Here is a 14,034-nt window from a genome sequence, read left to right as displayed (position 1 = left end):
GGTTATTCAAAGTGCCCACACAGTTTGTCTTCTCTCTTCTTAATGAACCTGCCCCGAAGGCGTGCTGCGTATTCTACTGATTTCACCCTCAGTGTCAAACACTTTTTTCATTTTTTTTAAAAAAAATGATGACACTCTGTTTATTGTAAATGCAGCTTGGCTATTCTACGCTTACCAACTTGTATTATATAGGTCTTATTTGTTGATAAAACAACTGCAGGGTCCTCAGCTTTATCTCCATCTATCTTAACTGCACCTTGCTTTACCAAACGAATCGCTTCTGAAGTACTTTGAGTTAGATTCATTTGTTTTAATAATTGAGCCAAAGAAAGCGGCTCTTTCGATGTTATGGTTTGTTCCTCTAGATCTTCAGGGATAATGCCCTTTTGAAATCGCTCTACAAACTCCTTATGTGCATGTTCTGCTTGCGTTTGGTCATGGAAACGTGCAACGATTTCTTTAGCAAAATCAATTTTTATATCTCTAGGATTCGTACCGTCCAGTACGGATTTTTTTAGAGCCTGGATTTCCTTTCCTGTTTTAAAGCTCAGTAAATCTACATACCGCCACATTAATTCATCAGAGATTGACATAATTTTACCAAACATATCGGATGCTGGCTCATTAATACCAATATAATTATCCAGTGACTTAGACATTTTCTTCACCCCATCTAAGCCTTCAATCAATGGAGTCATCATCACAACTTGTGGTTCAAGACCATAATGCTTTTGTAATTCACGTCCCATTAATAAGTTAAATTTCTGATCCGAGCCACCCAATTCAATATCGGCTTTAAGTGCAACAGAATCATAACCTTGAAGTAAAGGATATAAAAACTCATGAATTGCGATTGGCTGACCTGTAGTATACCGTTTATTAAAATCATCACGTTCTAACATACGTGCAACTGTGTGTGTTGCTGCCAGCCGAATTAAATCTGTTGCATTAAATTTTCCAAGCCACTGCGAGTTAAATGCCACTCTTGTTTTAAGAGGATCTAAAATTTTAAAAACTTGCTCTTGATAGGTCTTCGCATTATTAAGGACCGTTTCTGGGCTAAGTGGCAAACGTGTTACATTCTTCCCGGTTGGATCGCCAATCATCGCCGTAAAATCACCAATTAAAAAAATGACCTCATGACCATGTTGTTGAAATTGCCGTAATTTATTAAGTAATACAGTATGCCCTAAATGCAAATCAGGTGCAGTTGGATCAAAGCCTGCTTTTATTTTTAAGGGTGTTCCTTTTTGTAATTTTTTTTCCAATTCATGCTGAGGAAGGACCTCTTCACAGCCTCTTACAAGCTCGGAACAAACTGAATCTTCAACTATCATGACATCAAAACCTTTATAAATGATTGACCTATCTTCTCACACCGAGTATCTTAGCCCGGTTGGCAATTTCCTGCCATACCTAAAAGGTGATTTTAAGATAATTTGTCACCCGAAATTTAATAAATGCAGACAATAGCATGATTCCGGATGGCAATGTATAGGCAAACAATGGATAAAAAACCTTATATATATATCGAAAAAAGTAAAACGAATAAAAATAAAAAATCCAATCCATCTAAGGTATTAATGGGTTTTGCCTTGGTTATTGCCTTTTCACTACCCTATTTTCTTGTAAAAAAGTTTTCACATTCACATCAGGGACCTACAACTCAATCTATTGCCCTACCCAATCTCGAAGAGGATGAATCCGAAGAGTATCAAGATGAAGCTTACCAAGAAAATTCATTTCAAAATGAAGAAGAACAAATTGTTGAAGAGTCTAAACCCGATCTTACAGAAGAAACAGCTAAAACTGTTGTAAAAAACGCTGTTAAAACGGTTCAACCAGTTAAGAAAATTACCAAGGATAATGAATGGCAAACGATCAGACCTAGATCGGGTGACTCCATGGCTACTATATTTAAGCGCCTTGGATTAACTGCCCAAAATTTACATTTGGTTATGCAAAAAAATCCCTATTCTAAAGCACTAACCGCAATAAAACCCAGTCAAGAACTGAAGTTTTTAATTAATAAGAATAAGTTGGAAAAATTAATTATCCCGATGAACACCATACAAACACTTACAGTTTATAGGGATGGAGCGGTTTATAAAACAAAAATTGACTCCAAAAAAGTAAAAACCCAAGAGCGTTATGTTACAGGTGTAGTCAAGGGTTCCTTATTCGGCACAGCCCAGCAGTTAGGGATCCCTAGGAAATTAATTCAGCAAATGACTACTATCTTACGTAAAGAAATAGATTTTTCGCGTTCTGTTCGTAGTGGCGATCGATTTTCTATTGCTTATGAAACATTATATGTGGAAGACAAAATGGTGGGCACAGGTGATGTTGTTGCCGTTAGTTATACTAATCAAGGCAAAACTGCACAGGCTGTACGCCATATTAGTCGAAATGGTACGCGGGACTACTATACTCCTAAAGGCGAAAGCTTTAAAAAAGCATTTTCACGGTATCCCATTAAATTTAGCCATATCAGTTCGACCTTTACCACTTCAAGATATCATCCAATATTACACTATAAGAGAGCCCATAAAGGGATCGATCTTGCGGCTCCGATAGGAACTCCGATTCAATCGGTCGGTGATGGAACAATTGTTAATATTGGTCGGCACAATGGCTACGGTAATATGATTGAAATCAAACACGATAAGACATTCAGCACGCTTTATGGGCATATGCTTCGATTTGCAAAAGGTCTTTCCAAAGGAAGCAGAATAAGACGAGGCCAAGTTATTGGTTATGTAGGTCAAACAGGTCTAGCAACAGGTCCTCATTGTCATTATGAACTGCATGTTCATAATCAACCAAGAAATCCAACAACAACTTATTTGCCTACTGCATCCCCTGTTCCTGCTCGCGAAATGGCTCAATTTAAAGCGAAGGTGCGTAATGTGTTTGCTCATATGAAATCTTTAGAGAAAACAGATTATGCACGTAAAGACAAAAGTAAAGGCAAGAAAAAAACAAAAATAGGATAATTTAATGCTGAACGGCATGATTCGGCGTACGCCAAATCTTCGTGGGTGCCTGGTATTGCAGCACCCAATTAAGTTCTACCGAATTAGGGATTATCACCCGAATAAATAGCGACAAACAATGACTGACGCAATGATTCCGGCAAGATCAGCTAATAAACCTGCGGGAATAGCGTGTCGTGTGCGCCGAATACCTACAGAACCAAAATATACTGCAATAACATAAAATGTCGTTTCTGTACTTCCCATCATCGTTGCTGCAATTTTGGAAATGATCGAATCCCCGCCATATTGATGAATCAATTCTGCCATCATCCCCGTTGAAGCACTTCCAGAAAAAGGTCGAATTAAAGCCAATGGTAATACTTCCGGCGGCATACCAATCATAGCTAAAAGCGGGGCAAGAAGATTTGCCATTAAACCAAAAAAACCTGAGGCACGCAGCATGCCTATAGCAACTATCATAGCGATCAGATAAGGTACTACACTTAAAATTGTATCAAAACCTTGTTTCGCCCCCACAATAAATGCGTCAAACACATTAATTTTTTTTACTGCTGCAGCATATAAAGGAATACCCACAATAAAAACTAAAAGCATCCAATTGGATAATTGATTGGCAAACCCACTCATAAGCTATTTTTCCCTTCAACACGAAACATCGGTAATTTTGCTAATTGTTTTACAGAAATAATAGCAACCAACGTAGAAATGACCGTTGCGATCAATGAGCTGACTATAACGCTGCTAGGATTAGTACTGCCATTTGCAGCTAAATAAGCAATTGCTGTAGCAGGAATTAATTGTACGCTTGAAGTATTAATCGCCAAGAACGTACACATGGAATTTGTGGCAATTTTTGCGTGTTGATTCAGTGTTTGCAGCTCTTTCATTGCTTGCAGCCCAAATGGAGTTGCTGCGTTGGCAAGACCCAGCATATTCGCAGCAATATTCATAGTCATCGCCCCCATTGCAGGATGCTCAGTAGGAATATCAGGAAATAGTCGTCTTAAAATCGGCCGAAGTATTTTTCCCAGTAAAGCAACCAAACCTGATTCGTTCGCTATAGACATTATGCCTAGCCATAAGGACATGATTCCTGCTAAGCCAAGAGCGATTTCAAAACCTAGTTTTGCTGATTCTGTGACCGCACGAGCCACCTCATCAATACGTCCTTCAATTACCCCAACGACTACAGAAATTAGTATCATTCCTAGCCAAATTATATTGAGCATCCTTGCCTCCACACTTTGGAACAGGTTAAAATGTTGTCTTTATTTGGCTTTAGATAGAAAAAACGCATGAAGTACACACTTACTCCCTTAAAACATCTGGCTGTTATAGCCTGTTTTCTCATTTCTTTTCAAAGTCAGGCTTTTGACTCAGATAGTACCGAAAAACAAGCTAATTCCTCAATAGAAGAACTATATCATAGACTAGGCAGCATGCCGAATAGTTCAATGCCAGATAGAATAGATTGGGTTAGTAGCCAATTTTTAGGGGTACAATATGTACTTGGCTCCTTAGGAGAAGGACCAAAGGCTCGATATGATCAATTCCCTCAATATCGTGTTGATGCATTCGACTGTGATACCTACGTAAATACCGTCTTGTCATTAGCCGTTTCAAATTCTCTCACATCGTTTCAACAATGCATAAAAAATATACGCTATAAAAACGGAACTGTTTCTTATCTACAACGAAATCATTTCACTGGCTTGGATTGGAATCACAATAACCAGCGCAATGGAATACTCAAAGACATTACATTAACTATAAAAGATCAACATAATCAACCCGTAGCCAAAATTGCTGATGCAGTTATTAATAAACCCAATTGGTATGCCTATAAAACTGTCCAAACAATTAGATTAGTAAATGCGGATAAAGTAAAAGAAGAGGAACGATTAGATGAATTAAAAACGAAGGGCGCCAAATTGGAAACCATTGCAGAAGAAGTTCCATATATCCCCTTCACTGCATTATTTTCCGAACAGAATAAACCCAATATGTATTTATTCGAACAAATCCCTAATGGTGCAATCATCGAAATCGTAAGACCCAATTGGGATCTAAGCCAAAAAATTGGTACTGCATTAAATATTTCGCATTTAGGCTTTGCAATTCGAAATAAAGGCCAATTGTATTTTCGACAAGCGTCGTCAGAATACGGTAAAGTAGTTGATATTCCATTGATTGAATATCTTGAAAAAGCAATAAATAGCCCAACGATTAAAGGAATCAATGTCCAAATTGTTGTACCAACACAACCATTAACAGACTGTAGGTAGAATGCCTGTTTAAAATCAAACTTAGTTTGGGTAAACTACAAGTCAAAATGTAGTCTGGGTGAGGCGAAGTCCCAGGTTTAATTAATAAATTCCCGGGTTAAACTGCGTTTCACCCAGGCTAATCCAGGCATTAGGGATCATTAAAATGAATTACGGATTGACGCAAAAACCGAACTTATCGAGTAGTGAATGTCTTGTTCTTGGGGTGTTTTCTGATGCTGAACTATCTGATTTTGCTCTGAGTAAAGAGCATCATAACTTAGTTAGTAGGCTTATTAAAAAAACATCCGAAGCCGGCGATATGCAATGGCATCATGATCTGGATGGTAGCTTATTAATCATTCAATGCGGTGAACAAACTAAATTCACCCCATCTCAGCTAAAAAAAAGAGTAACAGAGATTACAGGTGCTTTGATAAAACACCGCATTCGCTCTGCAACAGTATGTTTGCCCCAAATAGCTCGATATTCAGCAAATTGGCAATTGGAGCAAATGATTGTTCAAATGGATAATCAACGCTATCAATTACTCGACTTTAAAAAGAAGAAAGCCAAGCCTCATCTATTAGAAACGATAACTTTTTATTTACCAAATGCTAGTGAAGAAGGATTAAAATTAGGTCAATCAATTGCAGCAGGTGTTGAATTGACTCGTCATCTGGCTAATATGCCTGCTAATATCTGTACCCCTACTTATTTAGGTGAACAAGCATTGCAGTTAGCTAAAGAATTTGCACAAAACATGAGCTGCAAAGTGATGGGCCCGGAGGAAATGCACCAAATGGGTATGGAAACTTTATTAGCAGTTGCACAAGGGTCAGCCCAACCACCAAGACTCATTGATATACATTACAAAGGAGCAGATGATGCTCCTCCAATAATTCTAGTAGGCAAAGGAATTACCTTCGATTCTGGCGGATTATCCATCAAACCAGCCAATGCAATGGATGAAATGAAATATGATATGTCTGGTGCTGCCAGTGTATTAGGTACTTTAAAGGCCTGTGCTTTGTTAAAGCTCCCGGTTCATGTTATTGGTTTAATTGCCAGTGCTGAGAATATGGTAAGTGGCACCTCGGTCAAATCAGGTGATATTGTTACGAGTATGTCCGGACAGACTGTAGAAATTATAAATACTGATGCCGAAGGTCGTTTGGTTTTAGCCGATGCATTGACCTACGCAGAGCGCTATCAACCGAAATTTGTCATTGATGTTGCAACGCTTACTGGTGGAATTATTGTTGCGCTAGGAACTGTTGCATCCGGTTTTATGACTCAAGATGAAGAATTAGCACAATTAATTGAGGATGCAGCTAAGGAAAGTAATGATAGAGTATGGCGAATGCCTTTAGATGATGAATATCAAGACGCCCTGGATAGCCCTTTAGCCGATATGATCAATGCAGGTTTTGATCGTACTGCAAGTAGCGTCACCGCAGCGTGCTTTTTGTCTCGTTTTACAGAAAAGTATCGCTGGGCACATTTAGATATCGCCGGTACAGCCTGGATTTTCGGAAAAAACCGTAATGCCACTGGTAGACCAGTTCCCTTATTAACTCAAATAATTCGCCATGCCCTCAATTCGCGTTGATTTTTATTTATTAGCAAGCGACCAAAATGATGCACGTTGGCTGCTCGCTTGTCGTCTTTTAGAAAAAGCTTATGCTAAAGGGCATAAGGTTTATGTCTTATGCAATAACAAACAGGATGCAGAGCTTCTTGATGAACTGCTATGGACATTTAAAGAAGACAGCTTTATTCCACATAACTTGCAAGGTGAAGGACCAGAGCCACCCCCTTCAATTCAAATAGGTTATGAAGGAGAACCTCGAGGATTTAACGATATTTTATTCAATCTATCCGATCATATTCCCAATTTTTATTCTAAATTCAAACGTATTATAGAAATTGTGATAAATATTGAGTCAGATAAAGAATTGAGCCGCAAGCATTACAGAGACTATCGAGTAAACGGGTGTAATTTATATACCCATCAGATAGAGGCTTAGAACGGAACGGTCAAATCTACCCATAAGGTCAGAAAATCCACTCATTTCTAATTTAAGATTTAATGCTGTTTTATATCTCCTGAGTATTAACTCTTTAAGGACACCGATAGAGGTTGTTGTTGTTCTTCCTCTTCTTCTTTTCCTGGTTGCTCAAATGCAAGCGCTTTACGCTTATCTGGACTTAGTGTTAAATAATTTTTAATAAATTCTTTTGCTTCCTGTCTAACTTTAGTATCTGAAAGCAGCTCCTCACTATATTTTTCTATAAAAGTAAAATAAGCAAACCGATCTTTAGGTCGTGCACCCTGAATTTTGATACGGTAATCAAGACTAATTAATGCCTCTCCTAGTGGCATTACGGGTACACCATTTACCTTTATTGGTTGGATTTTATTCAGTCCAAAATCTTCCTTATCGACCAGTTGAATTTTTAGTTTTTGATTTTTATTCGATTTATCAATAACATAAATATCGTTAACTAAACTAAATCCCTGCGGAATTTGCAATGTTATAGAGCTGCCTATACTTTGTAGTTTTGAATTTAATTGGGTTAGTGCCTCTTTTGCAGCTTTGCCATAGGACACCAAAATATCGATATCATCTGGATTCTCAAAGCCATTGCCTGCGAAATCAATCCCATGCATTAAAAGTCCCATACTACCTTGTACCATTGGTTCAAGACAAATACTGCGAGGTGGTGCTACCGGTTTAAACATAAACCCTCTGGGTCCCCCTATTTTCTTTTGACCGCCTTGGCTGTCTGCCGTTGGAGTGTAATCTTCCAATGCTTTAGTGACTAATGCTGCTATTTCTTTTAGATATTCTGTTGAGTGAGCCATGCTCCGCTCCCAGAAAATGAAGTTATAACAAAATTATAGCCAACTCTTTACCCTTTTGATCATTTGTTGATCAAAAGGGTAAAAAGCAAACTTAACTACAGTGATTTGAGAGAAAAAGATTTTTATTAATTTAAAATCAAAATAAACGACTTTTAGGGGAAAGAGAGAAAATAACTAGCCTTATGGCTTGAGACAACACAGCCAGAACCTGGTACTCATTGATTCACATTGATAAACAATGTTCGGCTGTGCTGTATACTGAAGTGAATTAATCCCAAAGGATATCTTTATCTTTTTTTATTGCAGCTTGCAATAAACTAATTAGAGGAACAGCGCGCTTTGACAAACTGATTTCTGGTTCATTTTCGTCATCGTTTTCGTCAACTTTTTTCTCTTTTGTAAGACCAGCCTGTAATCGTTCCAACGCTTCAGGAAGATTTTCCGATTTGATTGCTCCAGGAATAGTACCACTATGTCCCATTAAAGAAAGCAGACGCTTAGCCACATCTGCAAAATAAGTTATATCTTCATAGGCATCTGTATGAAATGTTATTAACATCAAAATCTCCTTTTAAACTCAACTTATTACGTTATCCATAAACCTTTAGCAAATACTCTGCAACCGTATGTAATCCCATTGCTTCACCACCTTCAGGTTTTCCAGGCCGATTACCCAAATTCCATGCCATAATATCAAAATGCATCCAGGGTATCGATTTTGCTACGAAACGTTGCAAAAATAACCCAGCAACAATTGCTCCTGCATAGGGGTGATCACTTGAGTTGGCCAAATCAGCAACATTTGAACGAAGCAACTCTTCATATGCACCAAATAAAGGTAAGCGCCAGATAGGATCAACCACTTTATAAGAGGCAGCTGTGACCTCTGCCGCTAAGTGATCGTTATTGGTAAACAACGCGGCAATTTCGGTACCCACTGAAACACGCGCAGCGCCTGTCAGAGTCGCAAAATCTATCAATAATTCGGGTTGTTCTTCACATGCTTTTACTAAGGCATCCGCCAAAACCAATCGTCCTTCCGCATCCGTATTATGCACTTCCACAGTTAAGCCGTTACGCATAGTTAAAACATCACCAGGCCTAAATGCATCAGGACCAATAGAGTTTTCTACCGCAGGTATCAGCATTTGTAGGCGTACAGGTAAATTCCGAGCCATAATCCATTGAGCAAGACCTATTACATGGGCAGCACCACCCATATCTTTTTTCATTAATCGCATACCCGAAGCCGATTTAATATCTAAGCCCCCACTATCAAAACAAACACCTTTTCCTACTAGAGTAATACGAGGATTTTTCTCATCGCCCCAAGTTAGAGACAACAAGCGAGGCGCTGATTTAGAAGCACGCCCAACAGCATGAATTGCTGGGAAATTATCCTTCAGTAATTCATCACCGACCCATTGTCTGAATTGTGCCTTATGGGTTTTTGCTAATTGTTCTACCACCTCAGCTAATTCTTTTGGACCTAAATCACTTGTTGGTTTGTTTATCAAATCCCTCACTAAAAAGTGAGCTTGGGCTAATGCCAAAATTGGATTTAAATCATCTGGATGAACTACTAAAAGACGTGGTTGCGCTTCTTGCTTTTTATATGCGTCAAAACGGTATTGCGCCAAAGCCCAACTTATTGCTCCTTCTTGAGAGCATCCACCTTGTACCTGATAAATATTCGCAGGAACAATTAATGCCGCATTGGCTAAAGCCAGGATCTGATTCCCATCCCCGGTACCAATAAATACTTTATCGATCAAACCATCTGCATTCTGAATGAAACAAGAATCACCTATTTTTCCTTTAAATTGATGCAAGGAAAGGCAATTCTGTACCGCAGGAGTAAGCATGCTCTGCTCCTCCTCCCATTGATCTTGCGAAATCAAATAAAGAGGAATAGCCCGTTCACCTTGCGTCTCATAAAATAACTTTGCTTGCATGTTTTTATTCCTTCACTTGACCACGAAATTGAGCAGGTCTAAGCCCAGTTAACCCCAGAACGAACAAATAAATGATTACTGCAATTGCTACATGAGCGGATAGTACGCTTAAACGCATTACAGGGGAAAAACTAAGCCAGTAACTTACTGTGCCACTCATTAAAATTAAATAAATGCTAATTGCTGCATTCGCAACGAGTAATTGCATACTGTATTTTAACCATCCAGGTGAAGGTTTGAATACCCCTCGTTTAATCAATAAAAACAATAAAGTCCCGCAATTAACATAACCTGCCAATGCGGAAGCTAAAGTTAGACCTGCATGAGCAAAATGCCAAATAAATATAGAACATAATAAAGTATTAACGATCATAGATATCGCACCCACCTTAACTGGAGTGCTAATATCTTGTCGTGCATAAAAACCAGAAGCCAATACTTTAACCATCATAAAAGCAGGTACACCTGCTCCCAGTGTGATTAAACTTTTTTGGGTCTGAATCACATCATAAGCAGTGAATTTACCATAGGCAAAGCAACTCGCAATCAAAGGCATAGCAAATAAACATAAACCTAACCCTGCTGGAACTCCAATGAGTAAAATAGAACGCAATCCCCAATCTAAGGCACTTGAATATTGGCTAATACTTTGCTCCGCATGCCGCCGAGATAAATGAGGAAGAATCACTGTTGCAATCGCCACACCAAAGACTCCTAATGGAAAATCAGTAAGGCGGTCGGTGTAATATAGCCAAGACACACTTCCAACTTTTAAAAAGGAAGCAAAAATACTATCAACCATTAAATTAAGTTGGGCGATAGAGACACCAAATAAAGCGGGAATCATCAACTTAAGCACTTTATTCACTCCAGCATCATTTCTGACTAACTGAGGTTTTACTAATAAACTACGTTGATGTAAAAATGGAATTTGGAAAAGTAATTGCGCAATACCAGCAATAAGAACACCCCAAGCCAAACCCACTACAGGCCTTGGTAAATGAGGACATAAATAGATCGCAGCAAGAATCATACTGATATTCAGTAATACAGGTGTAAATGCCGGAATTGCAAAATAACCATAGGTATTTAATACCGCTCCAGCCATAGCCGTTAGCGAAACGAGCATTAAAAATGGGAACGTAATACGCAACATTTCCGTGGCCAATACCGCACGGTCACTGTCATGACTAAAACCAGGGGCAAATAAAAAGATGATCACTGGTGCTGCAAATATCCCAATTAAAGTGACAACACTAAGAATGCTCCCTAAATATCCGGAAATACGCGCAATAAAAACCCGTACGTCGCTTGGAGAACGCGTTTTTTGATATTCAGCAAGTACCGGAACAAACGCTTGAGCAAATGCTCCTTCTGCAAAAAGACGGCGCATAAAATTAGGGATACGGAATGCGACAAAAAAAGCATCCATCCCGGCTTGAGCACCAAAAAAATTGGCAAGCACCATATCACGTACAAAACCTACAATACGTGAAATAAAGGTCATTACTGAAACCAGTGTTGTTGAACGTAATAAACTCTGCCGTTTAGGTACCATAATCTCTGTTTCTGTTGCTGACATAATTTTTATACAAGGCACAAATACCTTATAATATCCTAAATGAATCAACTGTCATAATTCTATATGTGGAATATTGGTCATTAAACGGAATCTGGAGGGATGATTAAAAATTCATATTGCCCCTTGATTTTGAACAGAAATGACACATACCGCCATAGAGTGAATCAATTTATGCTTTAGAAACAAAGAAGTCTATTGACAAATTCTAACTCATTGTGCATGATCATCATCTTTTTGTACCATCTGAATGAGTGGAGATTTTTAAGTGGCAAATATTAAATCAGCGATCAAACGTGCTCGCCAAAACGTAAAACTACGTCAACACAACGCCAGTGCACGTTCTATGTTCCGCACTTACATCAAAAATGTAATTAAAGCTGTTGAATCAGGTGATAAAGAAGCAGCTCATGCAGCATTCACTAAAGCACAACCCGTTATTGATAAAGCTGCTTGTAAAGGTTTAATTCATAAAAATAAAGCTGCTCGTATTAAAAGTCGTCTAGTAGCTCGTGTTAAGGCAATGGCTGCTTAATCACTCAATTCGAAAATTCGAACTGGCTATGCCGGTTCGATTTCTTTATCTCCTAATGAAATCGTGTAATCGTTCACGACTCTATCACCCTGAAAAATTTACGAATCCCTGATTTTAGCATTATGTTTATTGCCATATCTTTGGGAGATCCCTCATAATGGCTCAGATAGAATTGAAGAACTCCGTCATCCAGAATAGTTTATGACGAAGGAGCTCCTGTTTTGAGCATTAATTTTATTATTATGTTATACCACCACTCGAAGATCTTTTACTAAGTTTCAAAATGACATTTCTTACACCACTAAAATATCCCGGGTTATGGCATGCGCCTCACCCGGTTATAAGCAAAGCTAAGTAGCAACAGGTACCGGCAAAGGCGCATAGGTTTCTTCATTTTTCAAATAAGCTCTTCCGAGTATCTTGCATAAACTAATTTTGTCTTCAGTTGATAAATAAGAAGCTAAGGCTTCCAGTACGTTATAATCTTCTGCATCTTCTATTGTAGATGTCTCAGAGGGATACTCATCATAAATTGACCATCCATCTACCATGGCCATATAAAGAGAGTTTAAAAGTGTTTTTGCCTGACGGATTTTATTTTGTAATTTTTTCTCTTCACAACTTCTAGGCATAGAAAAGAAACTAAGCATCGAACCTTGCCAACCTGATATTTTAGCATCTTCCTTGGGGTGAATAGTGGCAAAAGCTTTATAAGAGGAAACAATGCGCTGAATTAAATCCTCTTGATATTCTTTGTATTTTTCAGGTAAAGACGCATTTCTTATTAACCACTCGGAACGCTGTAACTGACTGACAATATATTTCACTTCATCACGATACATTTCATCTATTTTAAATAAATTCTCAGTATCCTCTGATAATTGATCAAAACGTTGGGGCGGCACACTCCAATATAATTTAACCTCTTTATCCTGTTTCTTATCTCGGTAATAAACTTCTTTACCTGATGATTTTTTATGGGTATGTAACGGACCTTCGCTATGTAAAAGAATAGGTTCTAAACCTGGAATCAATCGTGGTAAAGAGGAGTTTTTAAATGGGGCGAGTTGTTCTTGAGTTAATATTCCTTCCAAAAGGGAAACTGCCCTAGTTTTACAAGTATTGGAATTCTTCAGGCTAGGTCCTGATAAACCAAATGATAAATGAAAATCAAACGGCTTAAGCCTTGAAGGGCGTCCTTCAATTTTGGCTTTTATTTGTTCGATTTCAAAAATTTGCCTGGAGTATGCCTCTTCTGGATAAACTCGTCCTTTTTTTGATGGATCGCTTTTAAAATTTTGACCATCACCTATTATTTCTTTAATAGCAGCTTCTTGATCTGCTACAGCTTTTGCACATCTCTTTTGTAATAATTCGAAATTATCCTCATCCAACTCAAAAGTGTATCCATGTAAACCATGCCCCAGATCCATAAAACGCACTTCTTCATTTATTAACATCCCATGATTGCCTTGGAAATCAACATCTAAATGATATTTGTTTTTGAATTGCTCGAACCAACTGTGTTTATCTCCAGTACTTGTAACACCATAAAATCCCCAAGTCTCAACAACCTCAAGCAATTGTTTGCTTTCATCCAGCATCGATAGAAAAAATGAACCATGCCAAAAAGGATTCCCTCCTACAGTATGATCAAATACGCAAAAAGTTATCGTATATTTCATCGTGACACTCCTGTCAATTGTTAGACTTTCTATTAAAAAACTAGATAAATCAAAAGCTATTTTGAGTAAAAATTATAAAATTTGCAAGATTTTATCCCAAGATAAAGGAGAATAAATTGAAAGAAGGCTTTTATTGAGAATAACAAGA

Annotated in this window: 13 protein-coding genes; 5 read left to right on the top strand and 8 right to left on the bottom strand. The window is 38.1% G+C overall.

The window, feature by feature from the left end; all coding sequences use genetic code 11:
• Positions 1–140: 140 nt before the first annotated feature.
• Entirely contained in the window at positions 141–1,337 is a 1,197-nt protein-coding gene (gene tyrS / locus ACWTEW_RS01620) for a tyrosine--tRNA ligase (RefSeq protein WP_454783500.1), read from the bottom strand.
• A gap of 168 nt (positions 1,338–1,505) precedes the next feature.
• On the opposite strand from tyrS, the gene ACWTEW_RS01615 reads away from it, so the two are divergent.
• The gene (locus tag ACWTEW_RS01615; RefSeq protein ID WP_454783501.1) at positions 1,506–2,996 is read left to right on the top strand and encodes a M23 family metallopeptidase; all 1,491 of its coding nucleotides are present in this window, start codon (positions 1,506–1,508) and stop codon (positions 2,994–2,996) included.
• Positions 2,997–3,089: 93 nt separating this feature from the next.
• Here ACWTEW_RS01615 and ACWTEW_RS01610 read toward each other — a convergent pair whose 3' ends face one another.
• Both ACWTEW_RS01610 and ACWTEW_RS01605 read right to left on the bottom strand, forming a co-directional pair.
• Entirely contained in the window at positions 3,090–3,626 is a 537-nt protein-coding gene (locus tag ACWTEW_RS01610) for a spore maturation protein (protein ID WP_454783499.1), read from the bottom strand.
• Positions 3,623–4,228 carry a nucleoside recognition domain-containing protein gene (locus tag ACWTEW_RS01605; protein WP_454783498.1) on the bottom strand — a complete coding sequence of 202 codons (606 nt, stop codon included), beginning with the start codon at positions 4,226–4,228 and terminating at the stop codon, positions 3,623–3,625. The genes ACWTEW_RS01610 and ACWTEW_RS01605 overlap by 4 nt, the downstream gene beginning before the upstream one ends.
• A gap of 66 nt (positions 4,229–4,294) precedes the next feature.
• Between ACWTEW_RS01605 and ACWTEW_RS01600 the strand changes: the two genes are divergently transcribed.
• The 3 genes from ACWTEW_RS01600 (at position 4,295) to ACWTEW_RS01590 (ending at position 7,293) form a co-directional block, all read left to right on the top strand.
• Positions 4,295–5,284, top strand: a complete 990-nt coding sequence (locus ACWTEW_RS01600) for an N-acetylmuramoyl-L-alanine amidase-like domain-containing protein (protein WP_454783497.1) — start codon at positions 4,295–4,297, stop codon at positions 5,282–5,284.
• Positions 5,285–5,429: 145 nt separating this feature from the next.
• Complete coding sequence (locus ACWTEW_RS01595; protein ID WP_454783496.1) at positions 5,430–6,875, top strand: leucyl aminopeptidase; 1,446 nt, start codon at positions 5,430–5,432, stop codon at positions 6,873–6,875.
• Positions 6,856–7,293, top strand: coding sequence for a DNA polymerase III subunit chi (locus ACWTEW_RS01590; RefSeq protein WP_454783495.1), 438 nt, complete (start codon positions 6,856–6,858; stop codon positions 7,291–7,293). Before ACWTEW_RS01595 ends, ACWTEW_RS01590 begins: the two co-directional genes overlap by 20 nt.
• 86 nt (positions 7,294–7,379) lie before the next feature.
• On the opposite strand, the gene ACWTEW_RS01585 is transcribed toward ACWTEW_RS01590, so the two are convergent.
• From ACWTEW_RS01585 to murJ, 4 genes are all read right to left on the bottom strand, one after another.
• Complete coding sequence (locus ACWTEW_RS01585; protein ID WP_454783494.1) at positions 7,380–8,132, bottom strand: hypothetical protein; 753 nt, start codon at positions 8,130–8,132, stop codon at positions 7,380–7,382.
• Positions 8,133–8,400: 268 nt separating this feature from the next.
• Positions 8,401–8,691, bottom strand: coding sequence for a DUF1840 domain-containing protein (locus tag ACWTEW_RS01580; protein ID WP_454783493.1), 291 nt, complete (start codon positions 8,689–8,691; stop codon positions 8,401–8,403).
• Positions 8,692–8,722: 31 nt separating this feature from the next.
• On the bottom strand, positions 8,723–10,087 hold the full coding sequence (locus tag ACWTEW_RS01575) for a leucyl aminopeptidase family protein (RefSeq protein ID WP_454783492.1): 1,365 nt from the start codon (positions 10,085–10,087) through the stop codon (positions 8,723–8,725).
• A gap of 4 nt (positions 10,088–10,091) precedes the next feature.
• Positions 10,092–11,669, bottom strand: a complete 1,578-nt coding sequence (gene murJ, locus ACWTEW_RS01570) for a murein biosynthesis integral membrane protein MurJ (RefSeq protein WP_454783491.1) — start codon at positions 11,667–11,669, stop codon at positions 10,092–10,094.
• Positions 11,670–11,934: 265 nt separating this feature from the next.
• Between murJ and rpsT the strand changes: the two genes are divergently transcribed.
• On the top strand, positions 11,935–12,201 hold the full coding sequence (gene rpsT / locus ACWTEW_RS01565) for a 30S ribosomal protein S20 (RefSeq protein WP_454783490.1): 267 nt from the start codon (positions 11,935–11,937) through the stop codon (positions 12,199–12,201).
• A gap of 350 nt (positions 12,202–12,551) precedes the next feature.
• Here the strand turns inward: rpsT and ACWTEW_RS01560 are convergent, their stop codons facing one another.
• Positions 12,552–13,886, bottom strand: a complete 1,335-nt coding sequence (locus ACWTEW_RS01560) for a hypothetical protein (RefSeq protein WP_454783489.1) — start codon at positions 13,884–13,886, stop codon at positions 12,552–12,554.
• Between the last annotated feature and the right edge of the window lie 148 nt (positions 13,887–14,034).

The sequence above is a fragment of the Legionella stuttgartensis genome (assembly GCF_977063405.2).
Note: the sequence above shows the minus strand (reverse complement) of the source record. Positions and strands in the feature narration are given on the sequence as shown.